At 46.7% G+C, this 21,729-nt stretch carries 25 protein-coding genes; 9 read left to right on the forward strand and 16 right to left on the reverse strand.

Going from position 1 to position 21,729, the window contains the following annotated elements; genetic code table 11:
• Positions 1 to 3: 3 nt before the first annotated feature.
• The 8 genes from D3795_RS03750 to D3795_RS03785 all read right to left on the reverse strand — a co-directional run bounded on the left by D3795_RS03750 (position 4) and on the right by D3795_RS03785 (position 7,366).
• A complete protein-coding gene (locus D3795_RS03750) occupies positions 4 to 1,512 on the reverse strand; it encodes an FAD-binding domain-containing protein (RefSeq protein ID WP_156266371.1) in 1,509 nt (502 codons plus the stop codon).
• A gap of 366 nt (positions 1,513 to 1,878) precedes the next feature.
• The gene (locus D3795_RS03755; protein WP_156266373.1) at positions 1,879 to 2,667 is read right to left on the reverse strand and encodes a hypothetical protein; all 789 of its coding nucleotides are present in this window, start codon (positions 2,665 to 2,667) and stop codon (positions 1,879 to 1,881) included.
• A gap of 105 nt (positions 2,668 to 2,772) precedes the next feature.
• On the reverse strand, positions 2,773 to 3,747 hold the full coding sequence (locus tag D3795_RS03760; protein WP_156266375.1) for a DNA-processing protein DprA: 975 nt from the start codon (positions 3,745 to 3,747) through the stop codon (positions 2,773 to 2,775).
• A 16-nt stretch (positions 3,748 to 3,763) separates the two neighbouring features.
• The gene (locus D3795_RS03765) at positions 3,764 to 4,387 is read right to left on the reverse strand and encodes an amidophosphoribosyltransferase (protein ID WP_156266377.1); all 624 of its coding nucleotides are present in this window, start codon (positions 4,385 to 4,387) and stop codon (positions 3,764 to 3,766) included.
• A complete protein-coding gene (locus D3795_RS03770; RefSeq protein WP_173020982.1) occupies positions 4,384 to 4,983 on the reverse strand; it encodes an HAD family hydrolase in 600 nt (199 codons plus the stop codon). Before D3795_RS03770 ends, D3795_RS03765 begins: the two co-directional genes overlap by 4 nt.
• A gap of 115 nt (positions 4,984 to 5,098) precedes the next feature.
• On the reverse strand, positions 5,099 to 6,049 hold the full coding sequence (locus D3795_RS03775; protein WP_156266381.1) for an endonuclease domain-containing protein: 951 nt from the start codon (positions 6,047 to 6,049) through the stop codon (positions 5,099 to 5,101).
• A 472-nt stretch (positions 6,050 to 6,521) separates the two neighbouring features.
• Complete coding sequence (locus D3795_RS03780; RefSeq protein WP_156266383.1) at positions 6,522 to 6,749, reverse strand: hypothetical protein; 228 nt, start codon at positions 6,747 to 6,749, stop codon at positions 6,522 to 6,524.
• 194 nt (positions 6,750 to 6,943) lie between these two features.
• Positions 6,944 to 7,366, reverse strand: a complete 423-nt coding sequence (locus D3795_RS03785) for a hypothetical protein (RefSeq protein ID WP_156266385.1) — start codon at positions 7,364 to 7,366, stop codon at positions 6,944 to 6,946.
• A gap of 145 nt (positions 7,367 to 7,511) precedes the next feature.
• Between D3795_RS03785 and D3795_RS03790 the strand changes: the two genes are divergently transcribed.
• Complete coding sequence (locus tag D3795_RS03790; RefSeq protein ID WP_156266387.1) at positions 7,512 to 7,967, forward strand: cupin domain-containing protein; 456 nt, start codon at positions 7,512 to 7,514, stop codon at positions 7,965 to 7,967.
• A gap of 32 nt (positions 7,968 to 7,999) precedes the next feature.
• On the opposite strand, the gene D3795_RS03795 is transcribed toward D3795_RS03790, so the two are convergent.
• Positions 8,000 to 8,851 (reverse strand): universal stress protein, encoded by an 852-nt coding sequence (locus tag D3795_RS03795; RefSeq protein WP_156266389.1) that lies wholly within the window; start codon positions 8,849 to 8,851, stop codon positions 8,000 to 8,002.
• A gap of 17 nt (positions 8,852 to 8,868) precedes the next feature.
• Positions 8,869 to 10,359, reverse strand: a complete 1,491-nt coding sequence (locus D3795_RS03800) for a SulP family inorganic anion transporter (protein ID WP_156266391.1) — start codon at positions 10,357 to 10,359, stop codon at positions 8,869 to 8,871.
• Positions 10,360 to 10,598: 239 nt separating this feature from the next.
• On the opposite strand from D3795_RS03800, the gene D3795_RS03805 reads away from it, so the two are divergent.
• Entirely contained in the window at positions 10,599 to 10,808 is a 210-nt protein-coding gene (locus tag D3795_RS03805) for a cold-shock protein (protein WP_126758645.1), read from the forward strand.
• A 116-nt stretch (positions 10,809 to 10,924) separates the two neighbouring features.
• The gene (gene trxC / locus D3795_RS03810; protein WP_156266393.1) at positions 10,925 to 11,356 is read left to right on the forward strand and encodes a thioredoxin TrxC; all 432 of its coding nucleotides are present in this window, start codon (positions 10,925 to 10,927) and stop codon (positions 11,354 to 11,356) included.
• Between the two features lie 33 nt (positions 11,357 to 11,389).
• On the opposite strand, the gene D3795_RS03815 is transcribed toward trxC, so the two are convergent.
• Both D3795_RS03815 and D3795_RS03820 read right to left on the reverse strand, forming a co-directional pair.
• Positions 11,390 to 11,782 (reverse strand): thiol-disulfide oxidoreductase DCC family protein, encoded by a 393-nt coding sequence (locus D3795_RS03815; RefSeq protein ID WP_310942386.1) that lies wholly within the window; start codon positions 11,780 to 11,782, stop codon positions 11,390 to 11,392.
• 125 nt (positions 11,783 to 11,907) lie between these two features.
• Complete coding sequence (locus tag D3795_RS03820) at positions 11,908 to 12,606, reverse strand: OmpW/AlkL family protein (RefSeq protein ID WP_156266395.1); 699 nt, start codon at positions 12,604 to 12,606, stop codon at positions 11,908 to 11,910.
• Between the two features lie 205 nt (positions 12,607 to 12,811).
• Between D3795_RS03820 and D3795_RS03825 the strand changes: the two genes are divergently transcribed.
• The 4 genes from D3795_RS03825 (at position 12,812) to D3795_RS03840 (ending at position 15,820) form a co-directional block, all read left to right on the forward strand.
• A complete protein-coding gene (locus tag D3795_RS03825; protein ID WP_156266397.1) occupies positions 12,812 to 13,063 on the forward strand; it encodes a hypothetical protein in 252 nt (83 codons plus the stop codon).
• Between the two features lie 133 nt (positions 13,064 to 13,196).
• The gene (locus tag D3795_RS03830) at positions 13,197 to 13,820 is read left to right on the forward strand and encodes an outer membrane protein (RefSeq protein ID WP_173020983.1); all 624 of its coding nucleotides are present in this window, start codon (positions 13,197 to 13,199) and stop codon (positions 13,818 to 13,820) included.
• A gap of 84 nt (positions 13,821 to 13,904) precedes the next feature.
• Complete coding sequence (locus tag D3795_RS03835) at positions 13,905 to 15,347, forward strand: protein adenylyltransferase SelO (RefSeq protein WP_156266401.1); 1,443 nt, start codon at positions 13,905 to 13,907, stop codon at positions 15,345 to 15,347.
• A gap of 104 nt (positions 15,348 to 15,451) precedes the next feature.
• Complete coding sequence (locus D3795_RS03840) at positions 15,452 to 15,820, forward strand: DUF4870 family protein (RefSeq protein WP_310942387.1); 369 nt, start codon at positions 15,452 to 15,454, stop codon at positions 15,818 to 15,820.
• A 22-nt stretch (positions 15,821 to 15,842) separates the two neighbouring features.
• Here the strand turns inward: D3795_RS03840 and D3795_RS03845 are convergent, their stop codons facing one another.
• Both D3795_RS03845 and rluF read right to left on the reverse strand, forming a co-directional pair.
• Positions 15,843 to 16,226 (reverse strand): YchJ family protein, encoded by a 384-nt coding sequence (locus D3795_RS03845; RefSeq protein ID WP_156266403.1) that lies wholly within the window; start codon positions 16,224 to 16,226, stop codon positions 15,843 to 15,845.
• Positions 16,219 to 17,172, reverse strand: a complete 954-nt coding sequence (gene rluF, locus D3795_RS03850) for a 23S rRNA pseudouridine(2604) synthase RluF (protein WP_156266405.1) — start codon at positions 17,170 to 17,172, stop codon at positions 16,219 to 16,221. The genes D3795_RS03845 and rluF overlap by 8 nt, the downstream gene beginning before the upstream one ends.
• Positions 17,173 to 17,325: 153 nt before the next feature.
• Here rluF and D3795_RS03855 point away from each other — a divergent pair, with 153 nt between their 5' ends.
• Both D3795_RS03855 and D3795_RS03860 read left to right on the forward strand, forming a co-directional pair.
• Positions 17,326 to 17,556, forward strand: coding sequence for a ribbon-helix-helix domain-containing protein (locus D3795_RS03855; protein ID WP_156266407.1), 231 nt, complete (start codon positions 17,326 to 17,328; stop codon positions 17,554 to 17,556).
• 3 nt (positions 17,557 to 17,559) lie between these two features.
• Complete coding sequence (locus D3795_RS03860) at positions 17,560 to 17,862, forward strand: type II toxin-antitoxin system RelE/ParE family toxin (protein ID WP_156266409.1); 303 nt, start codon at positions 17,560 to 17,562, stop codon at positions 17,860 to 17,862.
• Here D3795_RS03860 and prpF read toward each other — a convergent pair.
• Together prpF and acnD are read right to left on the reverse strand one after the other, a co-directional pair.
• Positions 17,859 to 19,055, reverse strand: coding sequence for a 2-methylaconitate cis-trans isomerase PrpF (gene prpF, locus D3795_RS03865; RefSeq protein ID WP_156266411.1), 1,197 nt, complete (start codon positions 19,053 to 19,055; stop codon positions 17,859 to 17,861). The genes D3795_RS03860 and prpF overlap by 4 nt on opposite strands.
• Positions 19,056 to 19,060: 5 nt before the next feature.
• Positions 19,061 to 21,655 (reverse strand): Fe/S-dependent 2-methylisocitrate dehydratase AcnD, encoded by a 2,595-nt coding sequence (gene acnD / locus D3795_RS03870; RefSeq protein WP_156266413.1) that lies wholly within the window; start codon positions 21,653 to 21,655, stop codon positions 19,061 to 19,063.
• Positions 21,656 to 21,729: the final 74 nt, after the last annotated feature.

The raw sequence follows: 21,729 nt of genomic DNA on the forward strand, positions 1-21,729 counted from the left end.
CGGCTAAAACAAGCTTAATTGGTTGTCATTTGAAGTCGACTTTGTGGTGCGTTTTTTGCGTGACGCAAACTGCCGGCGGCGCTCTTTATTGCGGTCGGCGGGCTGTAAGTTATAGCGCGTACGAAGTTCCGCAATAGCGGCTTTTATTTGGCGATGGGATTGCTCGAAATCGACGAGTGGTTCTGGGTAAAAGAAGTCATCATTCCACCCAGCTTGTTGCTTGAGCTTATTAGGCATCTGCCATGGCTCAAATAACCATGCGCCCTCCACGTGCTGCAATTCTGGTATCCAGCGCTTCACAAACACACCATCTGGATCTAACCGCTGCGCCTGCATCACTGGGTTATAAATTCGAAGAATGGAATTACTCGCCTGCCCGCTTTGCATTTGTACTTGCGGATAGTGAATGCCAGGTTCGTAATCCACAAACAACTTCGCAAGCCATTTGGCGACAGGTTGCCAAGGTAAACCCAATGAATACGTTGCTGCCGATACCAACATGGCCCGCATACGGAAGTTAATCCAGCCGTGGTGATGCAAATAGCGCATACAAGCGTCAACCATTGGCCAACCGGTACGTCCGTGTTTCCACGCTTCAAACTTTACGGCGTCAAATGCGGGTTCTAGCTGCGCCATTTGCGGAACTAACGGTCGGTTTTCCATATAGCAATGGCTTTCAAAGCGCTGAGTGAAATAACAGTGCCACCACAATCGCTTGGCAAAATCGTTCAAACTTCGTCGCCAGTAACTGTTTACCGTGCGTTCTTGGATGGCATCAGTTTGCTGGACTAATTCTTTCAAGCTAATACAGCCGTACGCCAAGTAAGGGCTGAGACGAGAGCACGCAGTTGGTGCCGTCAGCGGTGAGCTGATTGAACCATGATAGCGTTCGCTGCGGCGGGTTAAAAAGCTCGTTAAAGTCGCCAAGGCTTGCGTACGCCCGCCGCTTTGACGCTTTCGGCATGGATATTCGTCTTGCGTGACGTCTACAGCTAAGTTAATTGATGGCTCATCGAAAGTGACGAAATCGATTTCACTAGGCAATTCAGCCTGTGGCTGCGACATATACGCAAACCAATGCTCGTGAAACGAACCTTCACGTCGCTTCACCGGCCGCACAACACCAAACTGAGCATATTCATGCCATACAACGCCGTTTGAGTGGCACCAGCGTTTTACTGCCTTATCACGTTCAAACGTCCACGAGTTGCCCTGCTCTTCGTGGCTATGCAGCGTCAACGTCCCAAACCGCTGTTTTAATCTTGTCAGCGTTTCGACCACGTTTCCCTGTGTTATCCACAAGGCACCGCCAAGGCGCTGAAGCTGCTCTTGCAAATCAATCAGCGATTCGCGCACAAACTGCCATTGCCGATTACTAGTATCTGGTAATTGCCAGTAGCCCGGTTCAACTACATAAACGCACAGCACAGGCCCTGTCTTGCTTGCTGCAGCCAAAGCTTGGTGATCAACTGTACGTAAATCGCGTTTAAACCAGACAACTTGGAGATTCATGAAAAGCACTTAGAGTGAAATACCTAAGTGCTAAAACGTGTGCCAAAGATGAGGAGATCATTCGCGACCGTTATTACGGACAACAAAACTTAAGCTTTTTCGTTTATATAGTCGTTTCGATAGCGACGCGATTAGCTTTTGAACTAGGTGTTGGTTATCATCTTTAAATAATCTGAAGCTTCGGTGCGTCGGTGCTAAGGATTTCTCTAAGGTATTGCAGTCAGATCCTAATTTTTAAGATTGTAGTCTGCTATGTGCCAGGAGCGGACGTTGACGCTCGCATTGGCGGCTGGTTTGGAGCGCGGCGGAAAACCAGTCCGGTGGAAGCCCGTAAGGGCCGGAACGAACTTGAATGACTGGTTATGCTCAAGCACTTGGACCATGCTGTTTTGGCCCATGCCAGTCGAATGCTTCCAATGTCTGTTGCAGAATATTTTGAAGCCTCTCCATTGATTCCGGTGACACATCAACCTCCCCATAATGACCGTCAGCCATTGTTGAGGCATATTTGGAGCCATTAAGGGAGTTGAGAATAAGCACACCTCCGTTGGGGGCGCTTATCATATTGTTTTCAACTGGCTTCAGATCCAGAGGCTTCGGGTTCCTTCCAGCACCAAGGCCACGCGATCTATCCTCCAAGTGCTGAGCGCTGTTCCTTACTCCTCGAAGATCGGGAAATGCTTCGCCTACCTGGCCATGCAGCTCTGCAACGATTTCCGGCACACCGTCTTCTCTTGATAAAACCCCAAGGAACTTTTCAAATGAATCAATAGCGTAGAGAAAGGCTCGAGCGTATATGAAAGGTAAATTGTGCTCGAATTCCCGTGGTTGAAATCCATTCGACCATTTTTCTCTTTTGAACCGGACTTCGGTTTTAAAATTGATCTCATCCCACTGCTCGTGCCCCAGAAACCCACCGTACTCTTGCTCTATTTCCCGCCTAATCTCACTCCTTCGTTGGGCATCTCGTTCCCAGTTTTCACGGTCAGCGACTGACGGGCAGACAGATCTGGCTTCAGTAAACAAGTTCAGTGCAAAATTTGCCTCAAAATACTGTGATTTGAGTGATTGCAGCAGATTTCCGATTTTCCACGACCAATCCCGATCCTCACTTTCGAGCCATGTTCCAGGGGTTACGATTTCAAACACATACATTGCATATACTCCTAAGAGCATAACGCCGCGCTCTGCGGCAAATTTGGAGCGCAGCGGAAAATTTGTCCGACAGCAGCGCCTTGTTATGCGAATTTTGCGTCCGTGCTAAATCATGCTTTGCTGGACCGGACTTGGCGCCATGACGACAGCACTTGAACAAAGAATTTTTGGAAGTGCTGTTGCACTGCTTTCTTCACTAAAAACCACAATGCTAGGCTCTTCTGAAATAAGTTGCCTATTTAAATCAAACATTGGGTTGTTTAAGTGCTGCTTTTCATCGTAGATAACTGCCCTAGGTATTGAATAATCTTTGGCGTAACCCATTGCTAATCTGGAACCGCTATCATTTCCTATATCGTTCTTGGCGTAACTAGCAGACAATACGATTGAATTGCTAAAAAGGGCCTGTAATCTATCTCGCTCTTGATACCTGCCACTTAGCTGCATTTTGGATTTTGGCGCGGTAAGATATTCAGAAATTAATAATCCACCACTTGCGACAATATCCTTGGCCAAATCTTTGTTCTTGGCTGGCATAATATCGTTTAGCGGGCTTGGGAGGATTGCAATTGTCTTTCCCTTGGAATCTAAAGCTTGCAGATGAGCAATGGAGTCACAACCCAACGCCAGACCACTAACTATTACAGCGCCATTGGCCACCAAGTTAGCAACAAGTTTCCGTTCTATCGCTTCTATCTCTTGGGTGGGATTCAGTAATCCTATTACTGCAATATTGTTACTTTCAGTGGATAGCAGCGAAAGATCGCCTTTATAAAATAGAAAAATCGGGCGTTCACTATTTTTCACGGAGCCGCGATGTGCGGGGAAATCATCATCTCCAATAGCGACAACGCCATCAACTGCACCCACTGACTCGGAAAGTATTCTTCGCAACATCGACTTTTTCTTGTTGAAGTCCTCAATGGTGATTGTGCCCTCTGACTTAGAGGATTCGTTTAATAGCTTAACGATAGCTTCTTCGGGCTTTGGGGTTGAAAGATTCTTAACAATCCAAGCCCGTCCAATACCTTTATAAATTCTGGCAGCCATGACATTGATGGCGTTCTCGCTACATTTCATATCAGTTTCCCATTCCTCAGAATCTTTTTGGCGTGTTTCCGATCGCGTAGAACACTACCGACCTAGCCCCGTTATCAAACAAAGCTTGCACCATATCTTCATCAATGTTCACCGTTTTTGTGTATATGTCATCGACTAGTAAGATGTCGCGCCCCCTGATATGCGCTGAGAAATTGCAGGTATCTGAAGCGATGCCCGGATAGGGCATTCGACCATCGTTCTCGAATCCATCAACAGGGTTTCGCAGGTGGGTAGTTCGGGTGTTCGTATGCCGGATAATAAAATCCGATCCATCTGCAAATCCGGGGGTTGAACGAGCATATGCCCCGACCGTTGCCTTAAACAATAACTGGTCTGGACGATAAGAAGCTTCTGCCTTGGCTCTTGGGACGACGCAAACCGTCAAGGTGCTTGCCTCGACCTGCTTGATAATTTCCGGGAAATCTATACCGAGAACCGTATTCAGATCGTTGATCGCGTATCTGATATTTTGTTGGCTCCAATTGTGATGGGGATCATTCTTGAGTTTGTACAGGAAATCCGGATTTCCTGGTTGACCCGCTCCATGAAAGTCGGCATGAAAATAGCCTGGCACATTTCGGTTCAAGAACTGGTTTGCTTCCATTATGAATTTGTTCATCTTGTAATCCTGCGTACATCTATTATCTGATCAATTCCAATGCCGCAAGCAATAGCTGACTCAATGGCCTTTTCATCATTCTCAAACACCAACATGGACATGCTTCCTTTCGGAAGTTCAGCCATCAATTGCACGTACTTATCTCTTTGAGATTCAGCGTCTCTATAGATCTTCCGTGTGAACTTCTCGATAAGTCCGTGATGGTTGAGTAACATTTCCGCTCGACATCTGCGACTATTTGTGGCCAAAACAACTTCTTTCTCTTGGACGCGTGCAACTATTTCAATTAGTCGCGGGATGGCCTTTGTTTCTGAAAGATATTTATGATATGAGCGCTCTTTAAGTAAGGCAATCTCTTCAATTTGTTTGTCAGTGATGCCCGGAATAATTTCTTCAAGTACTTCTCGCGTTATTCTGGTGCCCGGAGTGAAATCAATTTCTATTTGTGTAGATAGAACGAACATCACAGCATCTTTATACGCCAAAAAGTTGGCGTGATCGGAATCCACCAAGGTTCCGTCCAAATCAAATACGATAACTTCCGCTCGCTCAGCTTTGGCCAGCCATTCTTCACGTGCTTGATTTCCGTCAACCATGCTCCGCCTCATTCGCATAACGCCGTTGTAACCGGCAAAAAATTGTTGGCTAAAATGTGAAGCGAAGCGTAACAGCCAACAAGTTTTTTGTCCGCGTTGACAACTTTGTTAGGCTCTACATTTCGTATAAGCTCAAACCCATTGAAGCACCTATAGCGTACCAAACTCTCTGCCAGAGAACACGCTCAAGGTCATAACCAATGAATGATGTTTCCTCATTACCATGCCTAAGTAATTTCCCATTGGACAAGTATTTGAAATTAAAGGTTCCCAGTTGCTTATCACTTAGCTGTTCAGGAAGGACAGCACGAAGAGGTTTAAGATAAACAGGATCATCAGCAACTAAAATAAACTCATCAAATAAGTGCGAAAAACTTTCCATATGGTTACCTAACTCGAGTGTATACCATTCTTCAGAAACGGTATTTATCCTAATTTCACCTTTTTCATAATCCTTCGTTGAACCGTCAAGATGCTTTATCTCATGCCCATCTTCTGGTGGGTGGAAGACAAACGCAGTGATAAATGATTTTTCATGAAGCCACTCTATGGCATGAGGGATAAATTCATCAATTTCAACAGGCTTTAATAATCGATTTGGATGAAGCTCTTTAAAGAAACGTAAGGCCTTAGCTGTTTCTCTATAAAGAAAAGGATAGTCGATGTACATTACACGGTACTTAGCTGGTGCTCTTTGCATTCGTTCTTTGTATATTTCTCTAACTTCAGCAACGCATGATTTAGGGTTTCGGTTTATCTCTCGCCCTGTGAACCTTATAACGGCGTATCCAGCTCTTGAAAGGTAACGCTGCCGTATGGCGTCTTTTTCTAACTGCTCTTTCGTTGAATGATAGTCATGCCCATCTAACTCAACTATTAGTCGAGCATCTTTCAATATAAAATCAACACGGAATCGCCCATGTTTCTCTTGGTCTCCGAACCAATGTTCACTTTCAATTGCACTTGCTAAGTCATCCAGCTCTTTACTAAATTCCTTCTCAATATATGACTGCCCTCTGTCTCTATACCAACTTGGAGGAGACTTAGGTTGACCTGGATACTTCATTGCTACCTCTATTTATGAGTTGAGCCTAACATTTGTATATCGTGCGTGCGCATTTAGAAACTCGTTTAACTAACCGTTTTCGTTTCTTAACTTACTGATCCAGCAGGTATGTCTGACTTGAAAGGTTGCGAGTTGGCAAAGGCAATTTGAGCATGCTCAGTTACACTCTACCAATCGCACAATATCCAACTTTTATTTTTTGTTATGTAATTGACAGTAAACGACTTAAATAAACAACACAACAGCAATACGCGCAATATTGCCGAAGTGAATGTGCCGTACATCGCTGGCGACACCATCACTTACTAATAACGCGACGGCTAGTCACTAGTTGCAGTAACCTGAAAGTCAAAAGGTCCGCTGTTCGCTCATTGCAGACCATTTATCAATCGTTTTAGCGATATTGTCCACATTGCCCTTGGCGCCGAATACTGACGCTCAACAAGGACGCACTCTACAAAATGAATGTGGCTTAATACACAATACCATTACTGCCATTTTGACACTTTTGGCACTTACGATGAAAAACATCGGTGCCATTTGCCCCATAAATATGGCCACATCCATCCTCCAAACATTCAAGCTTGTAAGCAATAGCATTGTGATCTGTGCCTTGAACTCCCCGAGTACCATGATTCTTTTGATTATTTCGGTTTATATAACCAATCTGCGTGCTTGTTGCTGTTCCGTTCTTCCACATTGTTCGGCTCCTTATAAGATCATAAGCTCGAAACTTTCGAGCATTAAACGCAAGCTTGATTCTAAGTCCATAACATCTAAAGAAACCAGATGAACATTATCTATTAGTAGTTTGCGTGTTGACGATACGTTTTCGAGCATTGCTTCTTCTAGGGCAGCTATTAATTGGCAAAAAGTCCCTATGCCTAGACGATCTTAGGTCCGCTCCTCGCTCATGCCGGTCAACGCATACATCACTGTCTCAATTTGTGCCCCATTCACCATATCGTCACCAAAGCTTGCACATAGCGCTTGGTCAAGTGCGGCCTCCATGACCATACCCTGTTGAATATGCTGTAGTACTTTTGCTGCAATTTCCTCATACTCATCTTGGCAATTGTTTTCTTTGCAGTACGTGTTCATCGGGTCAGTCTCAAATAGCGCGGCATTAATGGTCTCAACGCACATGCGCTGTAATTGACGCGATGGACGCGATCCGGTGTAGCCACGTTTATCAAGCTCGGCATGTAATGCATCAAATCGTGATTGACGGCTCTGCATTGCCGCAGAGTCTGCACACGGCAGTGTATGCAAGCGCATGAGTTGATGAATAATTTGGCAAATGGACGATGCGGTCATTACTTCTCTTTTTATTAATTATTTTTTAATATTTTTACAACATCAGAACTATACAGGATGTCAGCGACAGAACGTGTCGTGTATCTTCAAATTCGAGTTATTATTTCATTCCAAAGCAATTTCACAGTTCAACAGGTACGAAAACATGCTATTGAAGAAGTCAGATATCGACGCGATGCCAGGTGAGCATAAAATCCACTTTCTCAATCCGAATGCACAACGACTGAATAAATCGCTTGGCGATGCTGCAGGAATGAAGTCGCTCGGTATTCATTTAATTACGATACAACCTGGGCACGACTCCACTGAGCATCACTTTCATCATTTCGAAGAAGAAGCGATTTACGTGCTGTCAGGAGAAGGAATTGTGACCATTGGCCAACAACAGCATGCGATTGGCGCCGGCGACTTTATTGGTTGCCCGATTGATCATGTACCGCATTCAATGCATGCAACAGGCTCTGAACCGCTACAGTGCTTAGTGGTTGGCAACAGGCTACAAGCTGATGTTAGCGACTATCCGAATGCCGGGAAGCGCCTCTATCGCTATCTGAGTGCGTGGGATTTGGTTGATATTAGCGACGCGACGAACGTCAAATAAGAGGGGTGCAGTCCAAGGACTGCCCCCCTCTTTTACCTAAGTACGAGGGTTGAGGTGCGGCTCTCTTTCAGCATGGCCATGGTGGTACTACCTACCAAGAATTGGCGAATGCGCGAGTGGCCGAATGCGCCCATGACCATGAGGTCAATGTCATGTTCGGTTTGATACTGGTGCAAGGTGGCTTCCACGTCGCCGGCACGCAGCGCGACGTGCACTTCGTGACCGCCTTCAATCAGAACCTTTTCCGCCCACTTGAGTTTTTCCCAGTTGTTCGCGGTGTCAGCATCAACCATCACCACATGCATCGGCATGCCGTTAAACAATGGGCTTTGCGCGAGCATTTCAACACCCTTCTCAGTGGTTTTACTGCCATCGAAAGCGAGCATGGCCGAGCGCGGCTCGTTGAACGTGTCTGGTGTTAATAATAGCGGGCGATGAACCGTGCGAATCACGGTTTCCAACTGGCTTCCTACTTGATGCAGCTGATTCGCCGATGCTTCGCCATGCAGACCTAACACTGCAAGACGCACATCACCTTCTAGTGCTAATAAATTTTCGGCAAGCTCGCCGTGGCGCTGACGCTGTGTCACGTCGCTCACACCAAGCTTCTTCAATTTCTCATCAGCGAGTTGCAACAACACATGACCGTGCTCCAACGCTACCTTGGCGCGCTGGGCATCCAATTCAGCAAGTTGCTCAAGCAAATGTTCACGCGTACCCAAACCAATATTACCGGAAAGCTCGGTTTCCGCCTGCGATTTCAGCTCATCTAAAACATGTAATAACATCACTGGCGCAGCCAATTGCTTCGCCGCCCATGCGGAATATTCGCACACGGCTGTGTTGCGCGAAGCGCCATCAATACAGCTAACTACGTAAGACATAATCATCCCTTATTATTCTAATGGCCGCCCATAATGCTGTCGGCAGCGTCGGGTTTATCGTGAACACCAAAACGGTCGACGATGGTCGCGCTGGCTTCGTTGAGCCCCTGCACCTCGACTTCAGCGCCCTCGCGACGGAATTTGAGCACAACTTTATCAAGCGCTCCTACCGCAGTGATGTCCCAAAAATGTGCTTTCGTGAGGTCAATAATGACCTTATCCAGCGCTTCTTTAAAGTCGAACGAGTCAATAAACTTATCAGCAGAAGAGAAAAATACCTGACCGATCACCTGATAACGGCGTTCGCTGCCTGATTCATCAATCGTTGATGTCACACTCATAAAGTGGCCAATTTTGTTCGCGAAGAACATGGCAGCAAGTAATACACCCACGCCAACGCCAATCGCTAAGTTGTGAGTTGCCACAACAACCACGACGGTGGTGACCATTACAATGTTGGTCGATAGCGGGTGTTTCTTAAGGTTACGAATGGAATCCCAACTAAAGGTACCAATGGAGACCATGATCATCACAGCAACCAGCGCTGCCATAGGTATTTGCTTGAGCCATTCGTCCAGCACAAGAATCAAGACCATCAGGAAAATACCAGCCGTTAACGTCGACAAGCGGGTGCGACCGCCTGATTTCACGTTAATCACCGACTGACCAATCATCGCACAGCCAGCCATACCGCCCATCAAACCAGCACCGATGTTGGCGATACCCTGTCCTTTACACTCACGGTTTTTGTCACTTGGTGTATCGGTTAAGTCATCAACGATGGTCGCTGTCATCAGTGATTCGAGCAAACCAACCACAGCCAAACCAGCAGAGTACGGGAAGATAATGGCTAAGGTTTCAAGGTTCAGCGGCACGTCAGGCCATAGGAAAATTGGCAAGGTATCCGGTAGCTGGCCCATATCACCAACGGTACGAATGTCGATATTCCAGAAAATCGCCACAATCGTTAGCGAAATAATGCACACCAACGGCGACGGCAACATCTTGCCGATGACAGGCACGTACGGGAATAGGTAAATAATGCCCAGCCCTGCCGCAGTCATAGCGTACACATGCCAAGTGACGTTCGTAAGCTCAGGTAGTTGCGCCATAAAAATCAAAATAGCGAGCGCATTAACGAAGCCTGTTACCACCGAGCGCGACACAAACCGCATCAACGAGCCCAATTTTAAGTACCCTGCCCCAATTTGCAGCACACCGGTTAATAATGTGGCTGCCAATAAATACTCAAGGCCATGGTCGCGCACTAAGGTGACCATCAACAACGCCATTGCACCGGTTGCGGCTGAAATCATGCCAGGACGACCACCAGTAAACGCAATGATCACGGCAATACAGAACGAAGCATAAAGCCCTATTTTCGGATCAACGCCGGCGATAATCGAGAAGGCTATCGCCTCAGGAATAAGAGCAAGGGCTACGACAATACCCGCGAGCAGATCGCCACGGATATTCGAAAACCACTGGTTCTGAATGGTTTTGAACATGTGATTCAACTTTTAATTGCGTAATAAAGGCGCGCATTATACATATTCGTTTGACTTTATGCGAAATAGGCGTAGAGTGGGCGGCGTTGGTTAGAAACAGCAAGTTAAATCTCCTCTACGTCGCATTATTAGCATTATTCTTCGTCCTGTAGTTTTAAATTTCCTTTTTTTACCCCGCATGACTCTGTCAGTGGTTTTCGCCATGGCAGCTAAATTTTTAAATTTTCAGGATTAATATTATGTCTAATACAGTAACTGGCGTTGTAAAATGGTTTAACGAAGCAAAAGGTTTTGGTTTTATTGAGCAACAAGGTGGCGCAGACGTATTTGCTCACTTTAGCGCAATTGCTAGCACCGGTTTCAAAACCTTAGCCGAAGGCCAACGTGTATCGTTCTCGATCACTCAAGGTCCTAAAGGCCCACAAGCTGAAAACATCGTTGCCGTTTAATCGCCGATAGTTTTGCTTGATAATGAGGAGCTCTTTTGAGCTCCTTTTTTTATGCCTTGAATTTGCTTCTGTTCAATCTCATATTTGAGTTAATACCGCTTTAAATAGAGGTTTTTATGTCTGACAATATCATCGTGGCATGCCCCAGTTGCCACAAGAAGAATCGTGTCGCTACCGATAAACCGCGGAGTGAAGCGAAATGTGGTACGTGTAAAGCGCCTCTTTTTACTGGAAAAGCGTTTGCTGTTAACGCCGATGAATTTCGCTTGCATCGCGACAGCGATTTACCCTTGGTGGTGGATTTTTGGGCGAGTTGGTGCGGGCCATGTAAGCAATTTGCGCCGATATTCGAACAGGTTGCGCAGCAATATGCTGAGAAAGCTCGCTTCGTGAAGGTTAGTACCGAAACTGAGCCTCATTTGGCTCAGCACTTTATGATTCGGAGTATTCCGACATTAATGGTGGTTAAAAACGGACAAGAAGTTGCGCGCCAAGCCGGGGCGATGGGCCCGGCGCAATTGGTGCAGTGGCTGAATCAACACCTTTAAAAGCGTTAGTCGTTAATCGTTATTCGTCCTTGGTTATTCATCAAGAGAACACTGTAAGCAGCGTTCCTTACCGGTGATTAACTTCGAAATGCCATTACGATTGCGGGCAAAGAACAAATAGCCTTTGTCCGCAAACCATTTCACAATAGGCCAGCGCAGCATTGCCGTCATCCAGCCGCGCCCAACGGCGGACCACGCTGCATGGGTCACATCTAAGCCATAAATCATGTCACCATTTGCCTTTTGACCATGCAAGATGCGGTTGGCTTCGGCCACATCAATATGCGGATAGCGCTCAGCAAAATCAACTTCCCAAATATTCTCAAACTTAAGTTGCTGCCGTTTATCCTTCGCTTTTAAATGCTTCATCTCTTTCACGCACAGCGGACATCCGCCATCGTAAAAAAGAATAAGTTGTGTCGCCACGAGCACCTCTTTGCGTCGTTGATTTATTATCAAAGTATACGTTATTTCCGTCCCCACCGATCACTGCAAAGGAGGGGTGCAGTCCAAGGACTGCACCCCTCCTCTTTCGTCACTATTTTCTAAGCTTAGAAGGTGTAGCGCACACCCACCATCGCCACAGTTGGGTCAATTTCAACTGCAACACGTTCAATCGTTGTGCCATTCAAACGAACGTCGGCATCGGTGTCGATGTCCATTTTCGATACCATCACATGCACGCCCAACTCGTCCGTTAACTTCCAGTTCAGGCCCGCTTGTAGCGCGTAACCGAAGCTGTCTGACAGTGCCAAGTCGACATGGTCACCAGCAGTTGCAACACCTAGTGCACCAAGAGTAGTAACCAGTTCATTCGAAACCTTATCTTCAAAGAACGTGGTGTAGTTCAAGCCGAATCCAACGAACGGCTTCACATTGCCTGAACCGATATCAAAGTGATACTGCGCTAACAACGTCGGCGGTAAATGTTTGGTTTCACCAATCTTCATGCCAGCTAACACCCCAGTACCATGAATTTCGTGGGTAAATGGTGTTGCTGCGACTAATTCTAACGTCCAATTGTTCGTCATTTTGTAGTCGATGGTAATGCCAAGTTGCGTATTATTATCGACCGTTACGCCGGTGCTTCCGTTTTCAAACCCTGCGATAGATTCAACCACTGGAAGGTTCGAGCTACTATCACTTGGCATAACGCCAATGGCGCCAACATTAACGCTAAACGTATCAGCGTACGCCGGTGCTGCGCCAATAATGGCGACTAAACTACAAACTAATAATGACTTTTTCATACAGCTCTCCTTAGTAATTTCCGCACATTTTATAGGGTCACTCCTTGAATAAATTGATCCCGATCAATAAACGTAACCACAAGAAAAACAGGGGTATTTTAGAGGGCTGGCAATACCACCAAGGTGGTACGAGGAGGGGTGCAGTCCTAGGACTGCACCCCTCCTTTCTCTATAATCAATGGAACCAAACAAGAGGAAATGCGAAATGAAACTGACTGTCGATATCAGCAAATATCCGTTAGCTGAGAATTACAAAGACCCAATTCGCGAGTTTATTGATGAATTGGAAAAACACCCTAACATTCACATCATCACCAATACGCTCAGCACGCAGGTGTTTGGTGATTACGATGACGTGATGGAAGCCATACAGGCTTGTATTAAATGGTCATTCAATAAATACGGCAAAGTCGTATTCGTATGTAAGTTCCTTCACGGCGATCTTCGCCCAGAATAAGAGACGTGCAGTCCAAGGACTGCACCCCACCTTTCTCAATCACAATATCTTACAAATCAGTCTATTGCCTAGACGTCGTATCCCCACATAAACTGCAATCGAAGCTCCCCAAAATGACAACAAGGAAAATCTCGTGAATAAATGGACAAAATGCGCGTTAGCAGTCGCCTTAGCTACCTCATCAACCTTGGCTTTTGCTCAAACAGCAAGTTCGCCGAGTTTTGATTTTATCAGTGGCGGTTATTTAAGTGCTGATTATGAGGATGAATCAGTCAACGGTTTCACTGCTTCATTCAGCCAATCTTTCGGAAACGATTGGTTCGTTACCGCTGATTACATGACAGCATCTGAAGATTATGAAGAAGCATTAATGGATGACATTATTTATCGTGCTAAAGCTGAGATTTCGCGCTTGTACGGAAACGTGGGTTATAAATTTTATAACGAGGGTAATACCACAGCTTATGTTTCTGGTGGTCTCGCGTGGGTTGAAGCCGTTATCAAAACCGATACATTCGGAGATTTCGGTGCTGATGAGACAGGCTGGAACCTAAAGGTTGGTGTTCGTAATCGCTTTACTGATTCGCTCGAGGTCGACGCCAGTATTCGCCACTACGATGTTGGCAACCTTGACAGTCAGGAAATCAGCGTAGCCGGACGTTACTTCATCAATTCAAATGTCAGCGTTGGTCTTGGTTACAGCATTGTTAGTAGCGAAGAGAATCATACTTTCTTAACTGCTTCATATCATTGGTAAAAATAAGGGTGCAGTCCAAGGACTGCACCCCACCTCTGCCGCATGTTAAACTGGGTGCATTGACTCAACAACAAGGTTGAAAACATGCCTTTTAGTCCACTTCCTTTTAACCCAGAACACAGCTACCAAGATTTATCTGACCAGTTATTCGCACCATGCGAAGCAACGCCAGTGCGCGCGCCGCAGTGGATAGCGTTTAACGAAGACTTGGCAGAACAGTTGCAGATTCCACAAGAACTATGGGCAACGGACGAAGGTTTGCAGGTATTTTCGGGTAACCAAACACCTGAATGGGCAACACCGGCAGCTCTTGCTTACGCTGGGCATCAATTTGCCAATTTTGTACCACAGCTTGGCGATGGTCGAGCACTGTTACTCACAGAAGTACTCGACAAGCACAATCAGCGCTTCGACATTCAGCTCAAAGGTTCAGGCCGCACGCCATATTCACGCGGCGGTGACGGTCGCTCGCCTATTGGCCCAGTACTCCGTGAATACCTAGTCAGCGAAGCCATGCACAAACTCAATGTGCCGACCACACGGGCATTAGCTGCGGTGGCAACCGGTGAATGGGTGCAACGCGAAACCGCGCAGCCCGGCGCCATTCTCACGCGCGTTGCTAAAAGTCATCTAAGAGTTGGCACCGCGCAGTATGTGTTGCATCTACGAGATTACAACCTGCTCAAGCGCTTCGCCGATTACGTCATTGACCGTCATTATCCTGAACTCAACAATAGCGAAGCGCCCTACCTTGCCTTACTGGAGAGCGTTCAGCTCCGACAAGCACAGCTCATCGCCAAATGGATGAGCCTTGGTTTCATTCATGGCGTGATGAACACCGACAATATGACCCTTAGCGGCGAAACCATTGATTATGGCCCATGTGCGTTCATGGAAGCCTATGAACCCGCCACCAAATTCAGTTTTATTGACAAGCGCGGACGCTACGCCTATCAAAACCAACCTGCGATTGGCTTGTGGAATATCGCTCGATTTGCCGAAACATTACTGCCGCTCATAGATGACGATCCTGACAAAGCGGTCGCGCAAGCTACCACGACCATTGAAACTTTCCAAGCGACCTACGAAGACTTTTATTGGAAAGAAATGAGTCGCAAGATCGGCGTTAGCGACATCAATACCGCAAAACCACTTATCGAACGCTATTTAAACCTCATGCAAGCGCAGCAAATCGACTTCACTCAAGCGTTCCGCTTTTTAGGTGACCAAACGCCAGAGCGCGCGCAACGCCTATTCGAAAATAGCGATTCATGGCAACTTTGGTTCAACGACTGGCAAGAGGCGACTGATAACAGTCAACTTCATCAAGTGAACCCAGCATATATTCCGCGTAATCACTTAATCGAACAAGCCATTCAAACGGCTACGAATCACGGCGATTTAACTATTTTTAACCGTTTGCAAACCATGCTTGCTCGCCCTTTTATCGAACGCGACGAATTCAATGATTGGTTTGAACCGGCGAAATCTGAGGAGCGAATTACGCAAACCTTCTGTGGTACTTGACGTAAAGCCTAAAATACAAATTGTTACGCTCAATATTGGCAAATTTGTGACGAATTCAATATGCTAACCAAAGGAATAAAAACTACGATTAAGGACGTTAAACCATGTCAGATTTTAACCACGAAACATCATCAATTAATAATATTGCCGCGCAACAATTAGCGGCCAACAAACAATACACGCAAATTATTTACATATTACAGTTGGTGTCATTGATATTCGGTATTACGTCTATTATTGGCGTAGTGATGAACTACGTGAAGTTAAGTGAAGTACGCGGCACATTTCTGGAATCACACTTCCGCTGGCAAATCCGTACGTTTTGGTTCGTTTTACTGTGGACGGTTATAGGCGGAATTCTAACGATGGTGGGAATTGGAGTATTGATACTTCTGGCAGTTGCCGTTTGGTACATCTATCGCGCGGTTAAAGGCTTAAATGCTTTGAGTACAAATCGACCGATGTATATATAACTCGGAGAAAACGAAGTGCAGATCAATCCTGCACTTCGCCCTCTAAGTAATACCAGCGCCCGTCTTCACGCACAAAATGTGACTGCTCTTCCATCACGCCAATGTCGTCGTCGATTTGAAAATAAGCTTTGAAGTGCACGTAGCCCCGATTGCCGTGGGTACCGGTGGCAATCAGCTGTAGCTGCAACCATTGCGGGTTGTCATCTAACGAGAAATTCTTAGGTAAGGTGCTTGGATGCCAGCTTGTGGCAACATAATCAGCTAACCCTCGTGCATAGGCACTATAACGCGAACGCATCAGCTCTTCAGGTGTGCGCGGCAGCGCTTTCCTCAAATGAAAAGGCTCGCAACATTTGGCGTATTTCCCGCCACCGCACGGGCATTTTTTACCGAGTGGTTTATTCATATGGCCACCCCTTCTTGCGCGTACGATTTTCTTTCGATGGTTTTTGCTCTGAACGCTTAGGACCGTTCCTCTTCGCTCGATCAGCCGATTCAGAACGAGTTCCAGCACCAGAGCGTTGTCTGCGATCCTCACGGCGCTGGCCACCACTCGCGCCCGGTGGCCGTTGTGGTTTGGGTCGACGACTCTTATGCCCTTCAGGCGCTAAGCCACTAGAATGTTCAATTGAAGCCATGAGTTCGCCGAGTTCGCGCTCGGTTAAATTACGCCATTGCCCAACCTGCAAAGCACCAAGGCGAATATTCATGATGCGTGTGCGTTCAAGCTTGCGAACTTCATAGCCAAAGTGCTCACACATGCGGCGAATCTGACGGTTCATGCCTTCAATGAGCGTTAAACGAAAAACAAATGTCGATAACTGCTCTACTTTGCAACGTTTCGTCATGGTGCCAAGAATCGGTACGCCATTCGCCATACCGCGAATAAAATCAGGTGTAATTGGACGGTGAACGGTGACCACGTATTCTTTTTCGTGTTTATTACCAGCACGTAAGATCTTATTAACCAAATCACCATTGCTGGTTAGAAAAATCAGACCTTGTGAATCTTTATCTAAGCGACCAATCGGGAAAATTCGTTCTTTGTGGCCAACAAACTTCTGAATGTTGTTTCGCTCAGCTGAGTCTGTTGTACTCACCACACCAACTGGTTTGTTAAGCGCAATAAATACAAACTTTTCTTTATTCTGTGCCGCCACTAAGCGTCCATTGACGCGAACTTCATCGCCTGCACCAACTTTATCGCCAACCACCGCTTTGCGGCCATTCAGAGTAACCTGTCCTTGTTCAATGAATCGATCCGCTTCACGACGCGAACACATGCCGCTTTCGCTTATGAATTTGTTTAGGCGAACGGCTTCACGCTGTTTAGTGGATTGGTTTGGCTGCATGGCTTTACAATTACCTTGATCGACTGAATTTACCCGCGCAGTTTATCAGATTGTCAGCATAAGCATGAAACAAAAGACGACATTGCCTGCTAGCACTTTAACCCTAATGGTGTATATTTACACCAGCAACAATATTAAAGTGAGCCCTTAAAAATGACCCGACAAAGCATTACGTTAACTGAAAAAAACGATCAGTGGCTACGCGAACACGTTGATATAACAGGCGAATACGCTAGTAAGAGTGAATTAATTAACGATTTAATTCGTCGTGCGCGTCGTTCTGAAGCAATTAATTATAAACTTCAACAAGCCGAAACAAGCGGATTTACAGATCAATCGGCAGATGAAATTTTAACCGAATTTAAGCAGGCACTGAGAAAATAACGGGTGGCTTCATACAAGCTATCCAATGCGGCTAAGGAAGATCTGCGGCGAATATACGCGTACGGCCTAGCAACTTTCGGTGAACAAGCTGCCGATGATTATTTCTATAAATTTTTCGAGACCTTCGAACGTATCGCTGAGAACCCTTTTCAGTTACCGGCTGTTTATGACGTTCGTCAGGGTTATCGGCGCGGCGTATGTGGTGTTGATAGCATCTATTATCGCATTAACGAATCGATAGATAATATATCAGTAGTAGAAATCATCGCCATCCTTGGCGGTCAAGATTTAGAATCTTGGCTCTAGTCTTGTGGTACGCGTACCCAACCTTCCATGAGTACACGGGCACTGCGGCTCATAATCGCCTTTGTGACCGTCCATACACCGTTCACTTGCTTGGCTTCGGCACCAACACGCAAGGTGCCTGACGGATGACCAAAGACCACTTGGTTACGATCACCACCACCAGCAGCTAAATTGACCAAAGTGCCAGGTACCGCTGCGGCGGTAGCGATTGCGACTGCTGCTGTACCCATCATGGCATGGTGTAATTTGCCCATCGACATGGCCCGAACTAGCACGTCGATATCACCTGCATTGATGGCTTTACCACTTGATGACACGTAATCAGCCGGTGGTGCAACAAACGCAATCTTCGGTGTGTGCTGGCGTGACGCCGCTTCTTCAATGGATGAAATTAAACCCATTTTCAATGCGCCGTGTGCGCGCAACGTTTCAAACTTCATTAGTGCGTCGGCGTTTTCGTTGATAGCGCCCTGAAGCTCTGTGCCGGTGTAGCCAATATCGGCTGCATTCACAAAAATAGTCGGAATGCCGGCATCAATGAAAGTCGCTTGCAACTTACCAAAACCAGGTACTTCAAATTCATCAACGACGTTACCGGTTGGGAACATAGAGCTGCCCTTTCCGCTCACATCAGCGTCTTCATCTGAAGCTGGGTCCATAAACTCAACCTGTACTTCGGCTGCTGGGAAGGTCACTCCGTCCAGTTCAAAGTCACCAGTTTCTTGCACTTCACCGTTCGTGATCGGCACATGCGCAATAATGGTTTTCTGAATATTCGCTTGCCAGATACGCACCACACAGGTGCCGTTTTCCGGAATGCGAGAAGCATCAACTAACCCATTGCTGATAGCAAACGAGCCAACCGCTGCAGTTAAGTTCCCGCAGTTACCGCTCCAATCAATAAATGGTTTATCAATCGACACTTGGCCAAATAAATAATCCACATCGTGGTCGGCACGTGAACTGCGCGACAAAATCACCGTTTTACTGGTGCTTGACGTTGCGCCGCCCATACCGTCAGTGTGTTTGCCATAAGGATCTGGGCTACCAATGACGCGTAGTAACAGTTTATCGCGCGCAGGCCCCGGTGTTTGTGCCGCTTGCGGTAAGTCATCAAGTTTAAAAAACACCCCTTTCGAGGTGCCGCCACGCATATACGTGGCGGCAATTTTCAGTTGTGGAGGGAAAACCATGGCGATTACACCTCACCCGCTAAGAAATCTTGTGCGAAACGTTGTAGCACGCCACCAGCCGAATAGATTGACACTTCTTCGGCGGTATCCAAGCGACACTTGGTTGGTACTTTGACGGTTTCACCGTTGGCGCGATGAATCACCAATGTCATCTCTGTACCTGGCTTCACATCGCCTTCAACATCAAAGGTTTCCGTACCATCAATGTTCAAGGTTTTACGCGTGGTGCCCGCCTCAAATTCAAGCGGTAATACGCCCATACCAATCAGGTTGGTGCGATGAATACGCTCGAAGCCTTCGGCAACAATACATTCAACGCCAGCTAAGCGTACGCCTTTCGCAGCCCAATCACGTGACGAACCTTGGCCGTAATCAGCTCCCGCTACAATAATCAACGGTTGCTTGCGTTCCATGTAGGTTTCAATAGCTTCCCACATGCGCATCACTTTGCCTTCTGGTTCAACACGAGCTAACGAACCTTGAATCACTTCCCCGTTATCATTCAACACCATTTCGTTGAACAGTTTCGGGTTAGCGAAGGTTGCACGCTGTGCCGTTAGGTGGTCACCGCGGTGTGTGGCATAACTGTTGAAATCTTCTTCAGGTAAGCCCATTTTCGCAAGGTATTCGCCAGCGGCGCTATCGGCCAGAATCGCATTCGATGGCGACAAGTGATCGGTAGTGATGTTGTCACCAAGCACCGCTAACGGGCGCAGATCTTTCAAGCTATTTGCGGAAGCAAATGAGCCTTCCCAGTATGGCGGACGACGAATGTAAGTACTTTGCGGACGCCAGTTGTAAAGCGGATCGGTTTTTTCACCGTAATCCACATCAATGCTAAACATTGGGTCATACACTGTGCGGAACTGCTCAGGTTTCACCGCTTGTTTCACAATCGCGTCTATCTCTTCATCACTTGGCCAGATGTCTTTTAAGGTGACTGGATTACCTTCGTGATCAAAGCCCAGTACATCTTTTTCGATATCGAAGCGAATGGTACCCGCAATGGCATAAGCGACAACTAATGGTGGTGATGCCAAAAATGCTTGCTTCGCATACGGATGAATACGACCATCGAAGTTACGGTTACCCGAAAGCACCGCCGTTGAGAATAAGTCACGCTCGATAATTTCTTTTTGAATTTTTGGATCTAACGCGCCACTCATGCCGTTACAGGTGGTACATGCGAAACCAACCACACCAAACCCTAAATTCTCAAGCTCCGGCAGTAAGTTTGCATCTTCAAGGTACATTTTTACCGTTTTCGAGCCCGGTGCCAACGAGGTTTTCACCCATGGCTTACGGGTTAAACCGAGTTTATTTGCGTTACGCGCAATCAAGCCTGCCGCAATCATGTTGCGCGGATTACTGGTATTGGTACAACTGGTAATCGCCGCGATGATCACCGCACCATCCGGCATGAGACCGTTCTCTGGTTGTTCAATATGCTTCGCAATGCCACGCGAACTCAGTTCAGCAGCTGGCAATAACGCATGCGGATTTGAAGGCCCAGCTAAGTTGCGTTCAACTTTTGACAAATCAAACGTCAACACGCGCTCATATTCAGCACCTTTCATGCTGTCAGCCCATAACCCTGTGTGCTTCGCGAATTTTTCCACCAACTCCACTTGCTTGTCGTCGCGACCAGTGAGCTTCAAGTAATCTGTAGTTTGCGAGTCAATATAGAACATCGCCGCAGTTGCACCATATTCTGGTGTCATGTTTGAAATGGTTGCACGGTCACCGACTGACAGGGCATCAGCGCCTTCCCCGTAAAATTCCAAATAAGCACCAACCACACGCTCTTTACGCAAGAAGTGTGTGATAGCAAGTACCAAGTCAGTTCCGGTGATACCTGGCTTCAACTTGCCAGTTAATTCAACACCGATAATATCTGGTAGGCGCATGTATGAAGCTCGACCTAGCATCACGCTTTCAGCTTCTAAGCCACCAACACCGACCGAGATAACACCTAATGCATCAACCATTGGGGTGTGACTGTCAGTACCTACACAGGTATCTGGGAATGCCACGTTGTCGCGTACCTGCACCACCGGCGACATTTTCTCAAGGTTGATTTGGTGCATGATGCCGTTACCCGGCGGAATCACATCCACGTTTTTGAACGCAGTTTTTGTCCAATTGATGAAATGGAAACGGTCGTCGTTACGACGATCTTCTATGTCACGGTTTTTCTCAAAAGCGTCTTTCTCAAATCCCGCATGCTCAACTGCCAACGAGTGATCGACAATTAGCTGTGTTGGAACGACTGGGTTTACTTTTGCCGGGTCGCCACCTTTGGCCGCAATGGCATCACGCAAGCCAGCCAAGTCAACTAACGCAGTTTGGCCAAGGATATCGTGGCAAACCACGCGCGCTGGATACCATGGAAAATCTAAGTCACGTTTGCGCTCAACAATTTGCGTTAAACAGGCTGTTAAATCTTCCGGATTACAGCGACGCACTAACTGTTCAGCTAAAATTTTTGAGGTGTATGGCAGGCCGTCATATGCGCCTGGCTTTATCGCTTCTACCGCGGCACGTGTATCGTAATACTGTAACGTGGTGCCCGGGAGCGGTTTACGAAATTCGGTATTCATGGCTATGCCCCTTCATTAACATCAGTGTTTCTATCGGAAAGCCAAAAAGAGGCACCGAAGTGCCTCTCTTTCAT

The sequence above is a fragment of the Pseudidiomarina andamanensis genome, assembly GCF_009734345.1.
Lineage (GTDB): Bacteria > Pseudomonadota > Gammaproteobacteria > Enterobacterales > Alteromonadaceae > Pseudidiomarina > Pseudidiomarina andamanensis.

Coding starts and splice junctions, on each gene's coding strand:
- D3795_RS03750 (WP_156266371.1), bottom strand. CDS start 1,512: ATGAATCTCCAAGTTGTCTGGTTTAAACGCGATTTACGTACAGTTGAT.
- D3795_RS03755 (WP_156266373.1), bottom strand. CDS start 2,667: ATGTATGTGTTTGAAATCGTAACCCCTGGAACATGGCTCGAAAGTGAG.
- D3795_RS03760 (WP_156266375.1), bottom strand. CDS start 3,747: ATGAAATGTAGCGAGAACGCCATCAATGTCATGGCTGCCAGAATTTAT.
- D3795_RS03765 (WP_156266377.1), bottom strand. CDS start 4,387: ATGAACAAATTCATAATGGAAGCAAACCAGTTCTTGAACCGAAATGTG.
- D3795_RS03770 (WP_173020982.1), bottom strand. CDS start 4,983: ATGGTTGACGGAAATCAAGCACGTGAAGAATGGCTGGCCAAAGCTGAG.
- D3795_RS03775 (WP_156266381.1), bottom strand. CDS start 6,049: ATGAAGTATCCAGGTCAACCTAAGTCTCCTCCAAGTTGGTATAGAGAC.
- D3795_RS03780 (WP_156266383.1), bottom strand. CDS start 6,749: ATGTGGAAGAACGGAACAGCAACAAGCACGCAGATTGGTTATATAAAC.
- D3795_RS03785 (WP_156266385.1), bottom strand. CDS start 7,366: ATGACCGCATCGTCCATTTGCCAAATTATTCATCAACTCATGCGCTTG.
- D3795_RS03790 (WP_156266387.1), top strand. CDS start 7,512: ATGCTATTGAAGAAGTCAGATATCGACGCGATGCCAGGTGAGCATAAA.
- D3795_RS03795 (WP_156266389.1), bottom strand. CDS start 8,851: ATGTCTTACGTAGTTAGCTGTATTGATGGCGCTTCGCGCAACACAGCC.
- D3795_RS03800 (WP_156266391.1), bottom strand. CDS start 10,359: ATGTTCAAAACCATTCAGAACCAGTGGTTTTCGAATATCCGTGGCGAT.
- D3795_RS03805 (WP_126758645.1), top strand. CDS start 10,599: ATGTCTAATACAGTAACTGGCGTTGTAAAATGGTTTAACGAAGCAAAA.
- trxC (WP_156266393.1), top strand. CDS start 10,925: ATGTCTGACAATATCATCGTGGCATGCCCCAGTTGCCACAAGAAGAAT.
- D3795_RS03820 (WP_156266395.1), bottom strand. CDS start 12,606: ATGAAAAAGTCATTATTAGTTTGTAGTTTAGTCGCCATTATTGGCGCA.
- D3795_RS03825 (WP_156266397.1), top strand. CDS start 12,812: ATGAAACTGACTGTCGATATCAGCAAATATCCGTTAGCTGAGAATTAC.
- D3795_RS03835 (WP_156266401.1), top strand. CDS start 13,905: ATGCCTTTTAGTCCACTTCCTTTTAACCCAGAACACAGCTACCAAGAT.
- D3795_RS03840 (WP_310942387.1), top strand. CDS start 15,452: ATGTCAGATTTTAACCACGAAACATCATCAATTAATAATATTGCCGCG.
- D3795_RS03845 (WP_156266403.1), bottom strand. CDS start 16,226: ATGAATAAACCACTCGGTAAAAAATGCCCGTGCGGTGGCGGGAAATAC.
- rluF (WP_156266405.1), bottom strand. CDS start 17,172: ATGCAGCCAAACCAATCCACTAAACAGCGTGAAGCCGTTCGCCTAAAC.
- D3795_RS03855 (WP_156266407.1), top strand. CDS start 17,326: ATGACCCGACAAAGCATTACGTTAACTGAAAAAAACGATCAGTGGCTA.
- prpF (WP_156266411.1), bottom strand. CDS start 19,055: ATGGTTTTCCCTCCACAACTGAAAATTGCCGCCACGTATATGCGTGGC.
- acnD (WP_156266413.1), bottom strand. CDS start 21,655: ATGAATACCGAATTTCGTAAACCGCTCCCGGGCACCACGTTACAGTAT.